Here is a 14,860-nt window from a genome sequence, read left to right on the forward strand (position 1 = left end):
GTGGTGGCGGCCAGAGCCGGTGCCCGGGTCCTCAGCACGCTCTCCCGCACCCGCGCGACGACGGCCGGCGGAGCGGTGGGGCCGACCCCGATCCGCCGCACCAACCGATCGGACACCCACCGGACCGACCGGAGCCGCCGGCCCAGGCGGGCGGTAGCACGGAGGACGCCGAACCACGCGCGCCGGAACGGAGCCTCGAGAGCCGTGGGCAACCACCGCGCCGGCAGCCCGGGAGCCGTGACCCCCGAGCCCCCGGAGCCGGCGAAGACGACGCCCGCGGTGCGGTCGTGCACCGAGGTCACCCGGCACGCGGCGAGGACGATGCCAGGGCAGCGACCTTGGCCCCTGCCAGGGACGGTTCCGATGCGACGACCTCGTCCAGCCGGACGGCAGGCGGCCGGTCGTCGTGGACGGGACGGGCCGTGAGGTGTGGTCGCTCGACCCTTCCCGGTTCCGGGGTCCGGTCGAAGGCGTGCGCCGTCCCGGGACGGCCGCCGGGGGGACGCGGGATCGTCATGCTCGTCCCGAGTCGCTGCCGTGTCCTGACGGGCGGCCGACCGCGGGGGTGAGCCCCGACGCCGGTGGAACGCCGGCCGGCGGCTCCCGGTGGATCTCGTATCCCGGCGAGGCGGGGAGCTCGTCGTCGACGACCAGGGGCAGAGGAGAGGGCGGCGCGGCGGGGCCCACGGCCTGCGCACGCAGGAGCTCGCGGAGTTCCGGCCGCAGGTGGATGGCGACCGGCGGTGCAGCCTCCGCCCTGAACGCCTCGGCGAGGAGGTCGCCGCGCAGGTCCGCGCCGGTGCGACGTGCTCCGTGCACGGCATGGGCCGGCGGGATCCGCTGGATGGTCGAGGTCATCGTCACTCCTCGGTGGTGGCGCCGGTGGGACGTGCCGCGTGGGTGCCCGCCGGGCGCGCGGCTGAGCGCGTCGTGACCGCCTCGTCGCGAACCTGTCATGTTCCCGTCGCAGAGCCGGCCCGCCGACGGGCCGGCGGAGGACGAGCGGGCGCGCACCGGCAGGGGAGGGACGGCGGCCGGACGACCGGGCCGAGCCGAGCCGTCGGTCCCGTGTCGGTTCTGTGACACCCGAGGCGACGTCGTTTTCCGGTCAGGGCCACGGGCATGCCGACGGCATCCCGCACCTGAGAGAGGAGCACGACCGGTGTCGGCAGGACACGTCGTCGAGGACCTGCCGACCTCCACGGGCCAGCCACCGATGCAGCAGAGCAACGAGGCCGGCGAAGGGCTGTGCAGCGTCCACGTGCACATCGAGCCACCTGGCTGGATGCGCCACGACCCGGTCGACGGGAAGCGGTACGGCACAGTCGGTCGACGTCGTGTTCGACAGCGTGTCGTCCGAACCCGGTCGCGAGCCGAGCCCCGACGCCCACCCGCGTGGACCGGAGACGCCCTGTGCCGGCCGAACCCCATCGTCTCGACCATCACGGAGGACTTCACGTGGAAACCATGGAACGCGACCTCGCACTCCGGTCCCGGGGCAGTCGCGATGTGCTCGCGGCACACCTCCGGGCGCGCAAGGCCGGCGATCTCGAACGGGATCTCCGGGAGAACTACTCACCCGAGGTCGTGGTCCTGACCGCCCGCGAGGTGTTCAGGGGGCACGACGGGGTCCGCAGGTCCGCGCACCGGTTGTGGGCGGCGATCGGTTCGGGGGGCTCGTACACCTACAGCCACGTCCTGGCCGACGACCGCATGGGCCTGCTCGAGTGGCGCGGCAGCGACGACCAGGCGCTCGTCCGGTGCGGCGTGGACTCGTACCTGATCGAGGACGGGTGGATCACCGCGCAGACCATCCACTACCGCGTCGAGGACCTCTCCCTGTCCACGACGGGTTCGACCGCGACGAACGACGACGAGCTCCCCTCGCTGACGGACGCCCGGCCCGCCGACCGGTGAGGCGTCCGGCGGTACGGGAAGGCATCACGACACCGACGACAGGAGACCGGACATGCGCGCACACCGATCGGGACGGCTGGCCGGCCCACTGCTCTCCGCGGGCCTGGCGCTGTCCGGCGTGGCGCTCGCGGGCTGCGGGGACGACCTGGACGACCAGGCGACCGCGCCGGAGCTCGAGGCCGCAGTGCCCGACATCCGCGGCGAGGACGACGTCACCGACGTCTACACCGGGCTCCTCGACGAACGCTTCGTCGAGGACCTGCCCGCCTACGAGGACCAGGAGGTCACCGTGCTGGGGGAGGTGGCGGAGGTCCTCTCGCCGCGCGTCTTCAGCCTCACCTCGATCGACGAGTCGGACGTCGACCAGGTGCTGGTCGTGACCACCGCCGCCGCCGACGCCCGGCCGGAGCCGGGCGCCGAGCTGGTGGTGGCCGCTACGCCGGAGACCGACCTCGACGCCCAGGCCGTCGTCACGGAGCTGGACCTCGACGTCGACGCGGACGAGCTCGGGGAGTGGGAGGACGAGGCATACCTGGTGGCCACGATCGTCGAGCCGGCCATGTGACGTCCGGGAAGGGCCCGCGCCGGCGCCCCGGGTCCCGGCGTACGGGCGCCGCGGCGACGATCAGGGGTGCGCGTCCTCCGAACCGTGCTCGGCGGAGGTATGACGTGGCCTCGGGTGGAGGGTCGCGTTGAGCTCTCCGCCCAGCATGAGCGCGAGACTGAGCAGGTACGCCCACGTCATGACGATCACGCCGCCGCCGAATGCGCCCGTCACGGGATTCCCCGCCGCCGCGATCCGCAGGTAGAAGTGGAAGCCGGTCGTGGCCAGCAGCCACAGCACCGTGGTGAGGACGGCGCCCGGGAGCGTCTCCCGCCAGGGGGTGCGCCCGTTCGGGGCGAAGTGGAACAAGGCGGCCGCCCAGACGACCAGACCAGCGACGAGCACCGGGTAGCGCAGGACGTCCCACGTGAACGCGAAGGCGCCGCCGAGACCGACGACGTCCGCCAGGGCCCGTCCCCGGCCGAGGAACGGCCCGACGACGAGGACGGTGAGCGACAGGGCGGCGACCACCGTCGTGCAGGCGCCCATGCCCAGGCCGAGTAGCCGGCGCCGGATCCAACTGCGCCGCTCGACGGTGTCGTAGGCGATGTTCAGCGCGTTGATGACCACGGCGAAGGCCCCGGAGAGACTGACCAGCGCGCCTGCGACGGCGACGGTGAACAGCTCACCGCGTGCCTGGTCGAACAAGCCCTCGACCGACTCCACGACGCCCGACGCCGCATCGGTGAAGACGACGTCGAGACTCGAGACCACGTTCTCCTGCACCCGCTGGGCGACGTCGGCGCCGACCAGGACATCGAGCAGGCTGAGGATGCTGACCGCCACCAGCAGCGCCGGGAAGAGCGCGAGGATCGCGAAGAAGGCCGCTTCTGCGGCGAGGCCGAGCAGCCGGTCCCGGTTGATCTCCGCGGCGTAGGCCTCGAGGAACCGCCAGCACGCGCGGGCCGTCGTCCGCCAGCCGTCCGGCTCCTGGCCCCTCCTCACCAGGCGCCGGGTACCCGGCACCCGGTCGGCGAAGACGGGACTGCCGTTGCAGTTGCGTGACGTCCGGGGCAGCCGAGGGCCTCCGGGGGCCCGTGTTGCGCGGATCTTGCGGCTTGCCGTCAGCCGGGTGACCTCCCGACTGCCCTGCGACGACCCGGGCACGGCCAGGACGGTCCGACATCCCGGAGGCCGGTCCACCGGCCGGCCCGTACCGCAGAGGAGCACGACATGGCTCACCAGAACCCGTCGACGTCGCAGAGGATGGCGCGGACCGGACGGGCGACAGCACTGGTCGCCGCCGCCGCGTCGGGTCTGATCGGGCTGAGCGCCTGCGGCTCCGACGACGACGGTGTGGACGCCGTCTCGACCGATCAGATCCAGGAGATCGAGGACGACCTGACGGCCCTGGAGGACCGCGTCGGCGTGCTCGAGGGGCAGTCCGGCGCCTCCGTGGAGGAGCTGATGGCGGACCCCCAGGCATACCTCGGACAGGAGGTGACGGTGACCGACGAGGTGTCCCGTCTCTGGACCACGGCCGATACGGGCGCCGCGTTCCAGATCGGGGGGAACCTGGCCGTGCTGTCCGACACGGAGCGGACTGCCGTGGACGCCAACGACGACGTGCGGGTGACCGGCACCGTGACCTACGTGCGTGCCGACACCTTCGAGGAGGACTTCGGCATCACCGCCGACCAGCTGCTGGCCGACCCCGACGGCTTCCTGACCGACGTCGAGGGGAGTCTGGCGCTGGCCGCCGATCGCATCGAGGTCCTCGAGCCGTCGGACGAGTGAGACGGTCGGCCGTCGTCGGCCCCGGAGCACCCGGTCGCCAGGGATGCCGTGGGTACCCGGACGGCTGCACCCCTCTGACCGCGGGTTCCACCGCCCGACGCGTCCTGTGCGCACACGTGGCCACCGCCCTCGTCCGAGGGCCGGTCTTCCGACGGCCTCGTGCCGGTGTCGGACCGTGGCGTCGCATGTCATTTCCATGACGGACCGCCGGCCGGTCGTTTCCGGCCCGGGGCGCCGGGCAGCGGACGTGCGGCTCGGCAGTCGAGCGAGGGAGGGCGACGTGACCAGGAAGCAGCGCCGATGCCCTGTGCTCTCCGCCGCAGGCGGCCGCCGGTGCATCGCGGCGGGGTCGACGAGCGCGTCGTGGAGCAGGCGGCGGACGCGGTGGCGTCGTCCCTCGACCGGTCGCCCGTGAGACACGACGAGGGCCGCGGGCCACGATCATCCGGCGATGCCGGGCGCGTCGGCACGGTCGTCGACGGACCGCGCCTGCTCGGCGCCACCGCCGCCGACGTGATGATCCGCGCGCCGAAGGTCCTGCCGGGCGATGCCCGGGTCGCCGACGTCCGTCACCAGTTCGCGGACGACCACGTCCTGATGGTCCTGCTCGGGGCAGAGGGCCGCCTCCTCGGCACGCTGGTGCGCGAGGACGTGCCTGGGGCGGCATCACCGGCGGCGCCGGCTCTGCCGCTGGCCACGCTGACCGGCCGGACCGTGGGCATCGCCGAGCCCGCCGTCGCCGTGTACCGCGGGCTCCGGGAGCGTGACCAGCGGCGCCTCGCGGTCGTCGACAGCTCGGGGGTCCTGCTGGGGTTGGTGTGCCTGAACCGCCGTCGAACCGGCTTCTGCAGCGACGCCGGCGTCGCTGCGCGATCCCACGGGCCGCTGTCCGGTGGCCCGCACCGAGCCGTGGCCCGTGGGCACGGCGACGTGGTGGGGCGGGTGGGGCTCGAACCCACGACCCAGGGATTATGAGGTATCTCAGGGCCCTTCGCCGACCTGCATGATCATCGGTGATTTGCGTTCTGAGCTGCGGTTTCATGGTTGGCGGCCGATGGCCGTCGATGGTCCGAAACGGCCCTTTTGTGGGCACCGTGTGGGCACGGTGTGGGCACGGCGGGTACGCATACCAGGCAGAGGTACCCGGCTCACGCATCCCGGCTGGAGCGGTCGGGTCGCTCCGGCGGTGTGCTGCCTGCGGGGCTTGGCGCCCGTCGGGGATACGCCTACACTGAGCCTTGCCTGTCGCGCTGAGCTTCAGGAAGTGAGCCCGGCTCCTCTCCGGACGGTGAGCGGCCGGGCTTCGCGCTGTCTACAGCGCCGACACGTCCTCGGCGGCGGTGATGTCCGCGATGCGCGCTCGCCAGGCACCTCCGGCGGAATGGCTCCAGGCCAAGGCGTCGGCGACCCACAGAAGCGGGTCGCCGTGCGGCGGCAGGTGCACGTAGCGAAACGGTTGGGGTCGGGCGAGGCGGCGGAGTTCCTCGACGAGCACCTGACGGTCGCGCTGATCGCGCCCTTGGCGCGACTCGATGATCAGTCGCTGCACCCCGCGGTCGAGAAGCGGGTCGACCATGCGACGGAAGCTTTCGGCGCGGACGTCGGTATCGCGGCCCTTGCCGTAGAAGGCCAGCGCCGACAGTTGGCTGCTGCCTACAACTGCGTCGAGAATCTGCCGGCGGCGGCTGTCGCGCTCGGTCACAAAGTGCCACCGCCGCTGCCCGGGCATGCAGAACGACCGAACGAGCCGGCGTAGCGCGTCTACGTCTCCGTCCGCGACGACCGCGACGCACACGTGGTAGTTGGACCCACGGGCCGACTCATCGACGAATGCCTGGGCGGTCAACCGGCTGCCAGGCGGGCCCGCTCGACTTCACCTCTGTGATGCCAGGCGCCAGGCTGGATCGGCTCCCTCAGCTGCTGCACGAGCAGCATTCTGGACGACCGGCGAAAGACCGGGGCCCGGGCATGCGCGAGGAATCCGGCTCCCACGTCGGCAGCACGCCCGCGGTATCGGCGACGCGCGTCCCACCCGATCAGCGTGCCAGCTGCCTCGGTCGCGGGAAGGGCGCTTCGCGTCCCTTCGGGATCGGCCTGCGGCCGACCCTTCCCTCGACCCGCGGCAGCCGGACCGGGCGGGTTGTGGGAAGCGCAGGGGAGTGTGGACGGCGGGCGTCGGTCAGTGGGTGGTCCCGTGGGCCGGAAGCTCACTCCAAGGGGACCGTCGTCCCGACGGGTGATCGTCGTCCTGGACAGAAGGGCCCCAGACTGATGAGCTGTCGCGTACGGCCAGCTGGCCGATCAGGTTAGCGCCGCTGCCGGTAGTGCCTCAAGGTGGCGCCGGAGCCACCAATACCACCCGTCAGACAGCCGCACGCAGTAGTCCGGTGCACCGCCGGCCTGGATGCGTAGGCCATCAGGATCGTCGTCCATGACGTAGAGCTGAACGTCTTCTGGAAGCGAGGCCCGGTGTGCCAGCTCGCATCGCAGCCACTTCCACATCAGCTGTTCAAGGCTGACCAGCTGGCCTCGGTGCTCGATCGCGATGGACCAACTGTGCCGGTCGGCGATGAAGGTGCGGAAGGCGTCGCCGTCCTTCATGTCGGGACGCTCGTTGCGAGCTGCGGCGGTCACGGCGATTAGGAGGTTAAGCAGTGCACCCTCGCGGCGACCGCGCGTCCAAAGCACATCCGCGTCCTCAAGTCGGTCCGCAATGCTCATGGTCGTCCTTCTGTCGTTGACCTCCGCGGCCGCCTGACGCTGCCTGGCCATGATGCCCGTGCGCGGATCGGCCAGCGGGAGCCGACCACTAGCGTGTGACCGTGTCCGGCTTCGAGTTGCTCGCGGCCCTCGTCGGCTCTTTAGCGTGGCCTGTCGTTGTTCTCGTTGTGGCGGTGCTCTTTCGACGCCAGCTCGCCGCTCTGCTTACCCGGCCCTTCACGAGCCTCAAAGCCGGACCGGTGGAGCTGGTGTGGGACCGCGAGATCGCCGAGGTCGAAGCGGAACTCGGCGAGCCTGGCCTGCCGGAAATTCCACGACTCGACGGTGCTCGGCCGAGCGAGCAGCTGGCCGAGGTTGCCCGTATCGCGCCGGCCGCGGCCGTAGTGCAGGCATTCGCCCGCGTGGAGGCGCAGTTGCGGCAGCTGCTCCTCGACGCCGATCTTGACCCCGGCCGAGGTAGCGCGATGCAGCTTGCCCGCCGCGCGCAGGAGGCAGGCCTGGTACAGCCGGAGACGGTCAGGGCTATCGAGGGCATCGCGGTGCTGCGCAACCTCGCGGCACACGGGCACGAGGCCGAACTGGACGAGCCCCGGGCCCTGGACTACCTCGCGTTGACCGACGCCGTGATCTACGCCTTGACGCAAGAGGGCCGCAAGAGACCCGGTGGTGATGCCGGACCCGCCGCTTCCCGGTAGTCGAGGAGGCGGCCTTGGCCGGCGACGCGTCACGCGACGGCGTCTCACTACCAAGATCACTCCCGGTCGAGTCAGACTAGGGAGGTGATCAAGGGGGAGCAGGGAAGCCGACTGTGAAGGCTTCGGACCTCGAGCGGGAACAGGTCCTCGACTACTTCGCGGCTCAGATGGCCGACGACCCGGTGGTGCACCTGGAGAAGGTCGCGGTCGAGCGGGTTGGCTCGGTGCTGCACGACATCTGGGACGTGCACTGCAAGGGCAGCCACTGGTGGGCAATCAGCAACTCGCTGAACTACTACTCGCAGGACGACTTCAAAAGCCGGGACGTCGCGCTGACCTTCCACGTCGGGCTCATGGTGCGCATCGCCCGCCAGCCGCGAGGAGGTCCCAATCACCGAGGAGGCCGCGGGACTGCTTCCGCGAGCCTGGCGCCTGTGGGAACAGGCAATCGAGTCCCTCGACAGCGGCCGCGAAGCCGAGGACTTTCAAGCCCTCGGGGTGCGACTACGCGAGGCGATGGTCACCTACGCCGACGAGGTTGCCGATGACGCACTGGTGCCAGAAGGCGACGTCGGCCCCAAGGCAGCTGACGTGGTGGGCTGGACCAACCTGCTGGTCGCGCACCTGGCCGAGGGACCTTCCAGCAAGCAACTGCGGTCCTATGCCATCAAGCTGACGCGCGAGACGTGGGACTACGTCAACTGGCTGACGCACGCGAAGAACGCGATCGCCTACGACGCGCACATCGGTGTCGCGGCCGTGAGCCACTTCCTGTCGATGATGACCGCGGTATGTCTGCGCGCTGGGACCGGCGCGAGGAACAGGTGCGAGAGCTGCGGCTCCTACCGGATGGTGACCGGTTCCTGCATGCGCTGCGGCTGGCAGGATCTGAACTACGTAGCGCCGGATTCCCGGCAGCTGACTGAGATGGAGCTTGCCGTACGACTGGCGAAGCCTTGCGTGCCCAGTTCGGACATCTCCACGTTCATGTCACCGGACGACTACCGCTAGACCATCCCTCAGCGGGAACGGTCAGGGTCGATTGCGTGTCCCCGCCCCGGCAGACACGGGTGAAGCCGCCTCCCGCAGCTGGGGGGTGAGGACACAGGGTTCAGCGGCCTAGCAGACGGACGCCGACGTAGGCGACAGCGCCGACGAGGAGCCAGGACAGCAGCCCGAGGAGCAGGGCCCGTCCGCCGGTGCGGCGGAGGGTCGGCAGGTGAATGCCGGTGCCGAGGCCGACGAGGGCGGCGGCGAGCAGCACGCCCTGGACGGTCTTGGCTGCGTCCAGCACAGGTGCGGGCAGCAGGCCGGTGCTGGCCAGCGCGATCGCGCCGAGGAAGCCGGCGACGAACAGCGGAAGCAGCGGCGGGCGCCGCCGGTCGGCCGTGGCGCGGGCCGTCCCGCTGGTCGAGGCCCTGACAGCGGCGCGACGGCGAGCCAGGCTCATCCCGGCGACCAGCGGAGCGAGCAGCACGACACGGCTGAGCTTGACCACCACGGCGGTGGTGAGCGCGCCGGGGACCCGGTTGGCGGTGGCGACGGTCTGCCCGACGTCGTGCACGCTGGCGCCGACCCAGCTGCCGAACGCCACCGGGTCCAGGCCCAGCGGGTCGCGCAGCAGCGGCAGCAGCAGGATCGCCAGGCTCCCGCACAGCGTGACCAGGGCGACCGCAACGGCGGTGTCGTCGTCGTCGCCGCCCGCGGTCTCCTCCATCGCGGCGACCGCCGAGGCCCCGCAGATCGAGAAGCCGGTGGCGATCAGCAGCGAGCGGGCCGGGGGGACGCCGAGCAGATGGCCCAGCAGCCGGGTGCCGGCGAACGTCACGGTGACGGTGACCACGACGACGACCGCGCCCCCGACCCCCAGGTGCAGCAGCTGCGTCAGACCCAGCTGCAGCCCAAGCAGTACGACCGCGATCCGGAGCAGGCGGTGCGAGGCGACGTGCGTGCCGACGTGCAGTACCGGACGGTGCAGGCCCAGGTTCGCCACGAGGGCGCCGAGCGCGACGGCCACCGTGGAGGGGTTCACTGCGGGCAGCAGCTGGGACACGCCGAACGCGACCCCGGTCGCCGCCGCAACCATCAGCAGCCCCGGCAGCGGGGACGAGGCGCCGGGCGGCGGCACCGGCGGGCAGCTGGGCCGGCAGCGGCTCGGCGAGCGCGAGCCGTGGCGGACGGCGTGGAGCAGCGTGTTCATGGCACCTCCTACAGGTGGTCGGACTCCACGATCACGCGGGAGCGAGACGGCCGGTAGCCCCGACGCCCTGATGCACCCATCAACGATGCCGATGGGTTGCCATAGCATTAGCCGATGCGGCTGCGGCATGTTCCGGATCTCGACTCGCTGCAGTTGCTGCTCGAGGTCGCCGACGGCGGCAGCCTCGGACAGGGCGCCGCACGACACGGAATCAGCCAGCCTGCGGTGAGCGCCCGGGTGAAGGCGATGGAGCGCCTGGTCGGCTTTCCGCTGCTGACCCGAAGCGCCCGCGGGTCGAGCCTGACCCCGGCCGGCGCGCTTCTGGCCGACTGGGCTCGCACGGTGCTGCAGGCCGCGCAGGTCCTCGATACCGGCATCGACACCCTGCGCGCCGACCGGACAGGGCGGCTTCGCGTCGCGGCCAGCCAGACAGTCGCCGAGCATCTGCTCCCCGGCTGGCTGGTCCGCCTGGCCGCCGACCACCCCGACACCGCGGTGAGCCTGGACGCCGGCAACAGCGCGCAGGTCGCCGCCGCCGTTCTGGCTCAGCGGGCCGACCTGGGCTTCGTCGAGGGCCCCGACCTGCCCGCCGGCCTGACCGGACGGGTCGTCGCCCGGGACCGGCTGGTCGTCGTGGTCTCCCGCGCCCACCCGTGGGCCCGGCGTCGCAAGCCTGTCGAGGCTGCCGAGCTCGCCGCCACCCGCCTGGTCCAGCGCGAAGCCGCCTCCGGCACCCGCACCTCACTCGAGCTCGCCCTCGCCGCGTTCGCACCCCTAGCCGTACCGCTGCTAGAGCTGTCGACCAGCAGCAGCGTGCGGTCCGCGGTCGCCGCCGGCGCCGGCCCGGCCGTGCTCAGCGATCTGGCTGTCCGCGATGACGTCGCCGCCGGCCGGCTCGTCCAGGTCCCTGTCCGTGGCGTCGACCTCACCCGCCAGCTCCGGGCCATCTGGCCATACGGCCAGCGCTTGGCCACAGCCAGCATCGACCTCCTCGCCCTGATCGCACCGCCGGGCCGCCCGAACGCGTCGATCCCACCCCGAGCAGCGCCCCGGGATGGACCGGGCGGCACTGGAGCAGGTAATCATCAACGCTGAGGCAGTGGAAACACGCGCCGCGGAAGCATGCACCGCCTCGACGCTCAACCTTGAAGCCGCACGAGAGGTAGCGCGGCTCAACCGGATGGCACCGGCCCCCGCCTCGGAGATGCTGGACGCCGCCCGTCTGCTCCTGCCGCCCGAGTCGCAACAAGCGTCATCCCTTACCGACCGCATGTGGCCGGCCTGGCTCACACCCTCGAGACCCGGCCCGTCCAAGCAGGCATCCCGAAACCCGACCGGCCTGCAGGGCCCCTCGAGTCAGCAACCGCCGCCCCGAACGCGGTCTCGCAGCGGGAACGTCGACCGGGAACGTCGCACAGCTTGGAATGAGTCCCCGGGGCGGCATCCCGTAAGACCCGCCCGGTGACCTGTCCCGCAGCTGTGGGACAACCGGGACAGCCTCATCAGACTCCTCATGGCCGAGAGAGCTGCGTCGCCCGTCCGCTGCGGCACCCAACACCCCACCGCCTGTGCGGAAGAACGGAGGGCCCGTGAGTGCCACCGGCACAGCGGGACGTCATCGTCGCGAGGAACCGGCGAGTCGTCATCCTGTTTATGATCATCGACGGCTGTTAAAGGCGTTTGAACAGATGTCTGCGATTGCGCGTAACCATTAGCTATCAACGTTTATAGCCAACAGTCAGGCCTTTACTGCAGAACGGCACGCATGCTACCAATGAGGTAGTCCGGGCCCCGCTTCGCGGGGCCCATCGTCGCTTCTTGGGGTGACATGTTGGTCATTGTCGAATGGCGTTGGAAATGCATGGTGGAATGAAGATCTACGCCGGTCCGCCAGCGGCCGCCCGGCAGTACCTCGAGGCCGACCGCGGCCGCGCTGATGACTACTACCTGGCCGAGGGCACCGGCCTGGCCCGCCGCTTCACGGCCACCGCCGGGCGGGTGGAGGAGCGTGCGCCGTTGACGGGGGAGACCTACGAGAGCTGGGTGGCCGGCCGGGACCCGGACACCGGCGACCCACGGGGGCGGCTACGGACCGACGAGCGGGCGGTGCGGTTCGTCGAGGTGGTGGTCAACGGCCCGAAGTCCTGGTCACTGGCCGCGGCTCTGCATGAGGACGTCGCCGCCGCCTACGACGCCGCCCAGGACCGCGCCGCGGCCGAGATCATCCGCTGGATCCCCGCCCACGCGACCACCCGGATTGGCCCGCGCGGCGGGCAGGTGCAGGTGCCGCTCGAGGTGCTGGAGGCGGTGACGGTGCGGCACTACACCTCCCGCGCCGGAGACCCGCACCGGCATCTGCACCTGCAACTCAACGCCCGGGTGTTCGCCGCCGACCAATGGCGCGGGCTGCACACCGTCGGCGTCCGCGACTTCCTCGCCGCCATCAACGGCATCGGGCACGCCGCGGTCGCTTGCGACCCGCAGTTCCGCGCCGCACTGGCCGCCCACGGCTACACCCTGGCTGCGACTGGAGAAATACTGGAGCTCGCCGAGCACATCGGTCCGTTCAGCGCCCGGGCGGCGCAGATCGGGCGCAATCTCGATCGCTACGAACGCGACTGGACCGCCGCGCACCCCGGCGAATCCCCGGGCCCGGCGCTGCGGCGAGCGTGGGACGCCCGCGCATGGGCCGACGGCCGCCCCGACAAGGTCACCCCGCGTTCGGGGGCCGACCTCACCGCGCGGTGGCGGGACGAACTGGCCGCCCTCGGCTACCGCGACCCCGACCGACCGGTCCAGCTGAGCCCCACCCCGATCGGCGTCCTGGACCGCGACCGCGCCGCCGACCAGATGCTCACCCGGCTGGCCGCCGGCCGCTCGGCGTGGAACGCCGCCGATCTGCGCGGCGAGGCCGAACAGCTCATCGCCGCTGCGGGGATTGTCGCTGACACCGCGGTGCGTGGGGAGTTGGCCGAGGATCTCACCGCCCGCGCCCTGGCCCGCTGCCGTCCGCTGCTGGCGCGCGATGGGGTGCCCGAGCACGTCCGGGCCTGGACGTCTCCGGCGGTGCTCGAGGTCGAGGCCGACCTGGCCGCCCGCCTCGCCGCCCGCGGCACCCACCACGGTGCACATGCCGACCTCCGAACGGACCGGGTGGCCGGCCTGGAACTGCTGGACCCCGGGCAGGCCGCGGCCGCGGCCGCGCTCGCCGGGAACCGGCCGCTGGTGGTGGTGGAGGGCGCGGCCGGCGTGGGCAAGACCACCACCCTGACTGCGGCCGGTCGACTGCTGGAGGAGCAGGGGCGGCGGCTGGTGGTGGTCACCCCGACCTTGAAGGCGGCCGGGGTCGCCGCCGCGGAGATCGGCGCCACCGCCGGGTCGGCGGCCTGGCTGGCCTTCCAGCACGGCTGGCGCTGGACCGACGACGGCGCCTGGACCCGGCTCACCCTTGGCCAAGCCGACCCGGTCAGCGGCGTCCCCTACGCCGGTCCGGGGTTCGCAGCCCGCCTCGCTCTGGGGGACCTGCTTGTCATCGACGAGGCCGGGATGCTCGACCAGGACACCGCCCGCGCCCTGCTGGTCGTCGCCGACGAGCACGACGTCGGGGTAGCGCTGCTCGGTGATCGTCACCAGCTCGCCGCCGTCGGCCGCGGCGGGGTACTGGACCTCGCCGTGCGCCGGGTCGACCCGGCCGCGCACATGACCCTCGAGAGGGTGCACCGCTTCACCCGCACCGACCAGGCCGGGCAGACGGTGCCCGACACTGAGTACGCCGACCTCACCCTGGCCATGCGCGACGGCGCGGATCTTGGCGGGGTGTTCGACGCGCTGGCCGCCCGCGGCCAGGTCCGCCTGCACGCCGACGCCGCTGCGCTGCGGGAAGCACTGGCCACCCTGGCCGCACAGCTTCACCGCCGGGGCGAGCAGACAGCGATCGTGGTGGACACCCGCGAGCAGGCCGCCGAGCTGGGTGCCGCGATCCGGGAGAGGCGAGTCGCCGACGGGCTCGTCGATGACGTCCGGGTCGCGGTCACCGGGGCGGGGCAGCGGATCGGCGCCGGGGACCGGATCGCCACCCGCCGCAACGACCGAGCACTGGGCGTGGCCAACCGGGACATCTGGACCGTCACCGCCGTCGGCTCCTCCGGGGCGCTGGCCGTCGTACCGGCCGACGTCACCCCGACCCGCGCGATCCCGGCCGATGTCACCCCGGGTGTCACCCCGGCGGGAGTGGGGGAGCGGGTACTGCCCGCCGGCTACGTCACCGCCCACGTCGAGTTGGCCTACGCCAGCACCGCGCACGGAGTGCAGGGCGACACCGTCACTTCGGCGCACGTGGTGATCGGCGAGCACACCGGCGCCGCGTCGGCCTACGTCGGCATGACGCGCGGCCGCACCGCGAACACCGCGCATCTGGTGGCCGCCGACCTGGGCGAGGCGTGGCAGCAGTGGATAGCGGTGTTCGGTCGCGACCGCGCCGACCTGGGCCCCGGCCACGCCGCGCAGCTCGCCGCCACCGAAGCCGCCCGCTACGCCCAGCCCCGCCCGCTCGACCCCGGCGTACCGCGGCCGGAGTCCGAGCGCCGCGGCCCCTCTCTCACCCGGGGCGGCGCAGCACCCGGCATCGGGCGGTGAGCCGCGCCTCAGAGAACTGCAGGCCAACTGGAGAATCCCGGCAGGATCTTGCGGTCGGCTGTCACTAATGGGCTTCGTTTGGCGCCTTCTACAGGTGACGGGGCCCAGCCCATCCGACCACGACCGGAGCCGACCATGACCGACCATCCCGCCGGCCGCGAACCCGAGCTGCTCACCATCACCGAAGCGGCCGACCTCCTTCGCGCGCCGGTCGCCACCCTGCGGTACTGGCGCCACCTCGGCACCGGCCCACGCAGCTTCCGCCTTGGCCGCCGCGTCCTGTACCGCACCGACGACCTCCACGCCTGGATCGCGCAACAGCACGCCCAGGCCCTCGACCGTCGATGAGCG

The 14,860-nt window shown here is 72.1% G+C and carries 13 protein-coding genes and 1 pseudogene; 9 read left to right on the forward strand and 5 right to left on the reverse strand.

Annotated elements, in window-relative coordinates; genetic code table 11:
- Positions 1–513: 513 nt before the first annotated feature.
- A complete protein-coding gene (locus DCS98_RS15570) occupies positions 514–858 on the reverse strand; it encodes a hypothetical protein (RefSeq protein WP_116452307.1) in 345 nt (114 codons plus the stop codon).
- A gap of 600 nt (positions 859–1,458) precedes the next feature.
- On the opposite strand from DCS98_RS15570, the gene DCS98_RS15575 reads away from it, so the two are divergent.
- Both DCS98_RS15575 and DCS98_RS15580 read left to right on the forward strand, forming a co-directional pair.
- Positions 1,459–1,917: a nuclear transport factor 2-like protein gene (locus tag DCS98_RS15575; protein WP_164704595.1), complete on the forward strand. Its 459-nt coding sequence runs from the start codon at positions 1,459–1,461 to the stop codon at positions 1,915–1,917.
- Between the two features lie 52 nt (positions 1,918–1,969).
- Positions 1,970–2,482 (forward strand): hypothetical protein, encoded by a 513-nt coding sequence (locus tag DCS98_RS15580; RefSeq protein ID WP_116452309.1) that lies wholly within the window; start codon positions 1,970–1,972, stop codon positions 2,480–2,482.
- 60 nt (positions 2,483–2,542) lie between these two features.
- On the opposite strand, the gene DCS98_RS23090 is transcribed toward DCS98_RS15580, so the two are convergent.
- Positions 2,543–3,466, reverse strand: coding sequence for a YihY/virulence factor BrkB family protein (locus tag DCS98_RS23090; RefSeq protein ID WP_164704596.1), 924 nt, complete (start codon positions 3,464–3,466; stop codon positions 2,543–2,545).
- 228 nt (positions 3,467–3,694) lie between these two features.
- On the opposite strand from DCS98_RS23090, the gene DCS98_RS23095 reads away from it, so the two are divergent.
- The gene (locus DCS98_RS23095) at positions 3,695–4,258 is read left to right on the forward strand and encodes a hypothetical protein (RefSeq protein ID WP_164704597.1); all 564 of its coding nucleotides are present in this window, start codon (positions 3,695–3,697) and stop codon (positions 4,256–4,258) included.
- 363 nt (positions 4,259–4,621) lie between these two features.
- On the forward strand, positions 4,622–5,233 hold the full coding sequence (locus tag DCS98_RS15590; RefSeq protein ID WP_164704598.1) for a CBS domain-containing protein: 612 nt from the start codon (positions 4,622–4,624) through the stop codon (positions 5,231–5,233).
- Positions 5,234–5,570: 337 nt separating this feature from the next.
- Here DCS98_RS15590 and DCS98_RS15595 read toward each other — a convergent pair whose 3' ends face one another.
- Both DCS98_RS15595 and DCS98_RS15600 read right to left on the reverse strand, forming a co-directional pair.
- On the reverse strand, positions 5,571–5,960 hold the full coding sequence (locus DCS98_RS15595; RefSeq protein ID WP_164704599.1) for a hypothetical protein: 390 nt from the start codon (positions 5,958–5,960) through the stop codon (positions 5,571–5,573).
- Between the two features lie 599 nt (positions 5,961–6,559).
- Complete coding sequence (locus DCS98_RS15600; protein WP_164704600.1) at positions 6,560–6,979, reverse strand: hypothetical protein; 420 nt, start codon at positions 6,977–6,979, stop codon at positions 6,560–6,562.
- Positions 6,980–7,080: 101 nt separating this feature from the next.
- On the opposite strand from DCS98_RS15600, the gene DCS98_RS15605 reads away from it, so the two are divergent.
- Both DCS98_RS15605 and DCS98_RS15610 read left to right on the forward strand, forming a co-directional pair.
- Positions 7,081–7,674, forward strand: a complete 594-nt coding sequence (locus tag DCS98_RS15605) for a hypothetical protein (RefSeq protein WP_164704601.1) — start codon at positions 7,081–7,083, stop codon at positions 7,672–7,674.
- Positions 7,675–8,190: 516 nt separating this feature from the next.
- On the forward strand, positions 8,191–8,685 hold the full coding sequence (locus tag DCS98_RS15610) for a hypothetical protein (RefSeq protein ID WP_116452315.1): 495 nt from the start codon (positions 8,191–8,193) through the stop codon (positions 8,683–8,685).
- A gap of 100 nt (positions 8,686–8,785) precedes the next feature.
- Here the strand turns inward: DCS98_RS15610 and DCS98_RS15615 are convergent, their stop codons facing one another.
- Positions 8,786–9,874 (reverse strand): YeiH family protein, encoded by a 1,089-nt coding sequence (locus DCS98_RS15615; protein WP_116452316.1) that lies wholly within the window; start codon positions 9,872–9,874, stop codon positions 8,786–8,788.
- Between the two features lie 114 nt (positions 9,875–9,988).
- On the opposite strand from DCS98_RS15615, the gene DCS98_RS15620 reads away from it, so the two are divergent.
- From DCS98_RS15620 to DCS98_RS15630, 3 genes and pseudogenes are all read left to right on the forward strand, one after another.
- On the forward strand, positions 9,989–10,969 hold the full coding sequence (locus DCS98_RS15620; RefSeq protein ID WP_116452317.1) for a LysR family transcriptional regulator: 981 nt from the start codon (positions 9,989–9,991) through the stop codon (positions 10,967–10,969).
- Between the two features lie 774 nt (positions 10,970–11,743).
- Positions 11,744–14,428: pseudogene (gene mobF / locus DCS98_RS15625) on the forward strand (MobF family relaxase); the annotation flags it as partial.
- Between the two features lie 216 nt (positions 14,429–14,644).
- Positions 14,645–14,857 carry a helix-turn-helix transcriptional regulator gene (locus tag DCS98_RS15630; RefSeq protein ID WP_116452319.1) on the forward strand — a complete coding sequence of 71 codons (213 nt, stop codon included), beginning with the start codon at positions 14,645–14,647 and terminating at the stop codon, positions 14,855–14,857.
- Positions 14,858–14,860: the final 3 nt, after the last annotated feature.

Origin of the sequence: Blastococcus litoris (assembly GCF_003075095.1) — a bacterium.
Lineage (GTDB): Bacteria > Actinomycetota > Actinomycetes > Mycobacteriales > Geodermatophilaceae > Blastococcus_B > Blastococcus_B litoris.

Coding starts and splice junctions, on each gene's coding strand:
- DCS98_RS23095 (WP_164704597.1), top strand. CDS start 3,695: ATGGCTCACCAGAACCCGTCGACGTCGCAGAGGATGGCGCGGACCGGA.
- DCS98_RS15630 (WP_116452319.1), top strand. CDS start 14,645: ATGACCGACCATCCCGCCGGCCGCGAACCCGAGCTGCTCACCATCACC.
- DCS98_RS15570 (WP_116452307.1), bottom strand. CDS start 858: ATGACCTCGACCATCCAGCGGATCCCGCCGGCCCATGCCGTGCACGGA.
- DCS98_RS15580 (WP_116452309.1), top strand. CDS start 1,970: ATGCGCGCACACCGATCGGGACGGCTGGCCGGCCCACTGCTCTCCGCG.
- DCS98_RS15615 (WP_116452316.1), bottom strand. CDS start 9,874: ATGAACACGCTGCTCCACGCCGTCCGCCACGGCTCGCGCTCGCCGAGC.
- DCS98_RS15620 (WP_116452317.1), top strand. CDS start 9,989: ATGCGGCTGCGGCATGTTCCGGATCTCGACTCGCTGCAGTTGCTGCTC.
- DCS98_RS15610 (WP_116452315.1), top strand. CDS start 8,191: ATGGTCACCTACGCCGACGAGGTTGCCGATGACGCACTGGTGCCAGAA.
- DCS98_RS15600 (WP_164704600.1), bottom strand. CDS start 6,979: ATGAGCATTGCGGACCGACTTGAGGACGCGGATGTGCTTTGGACGCGC.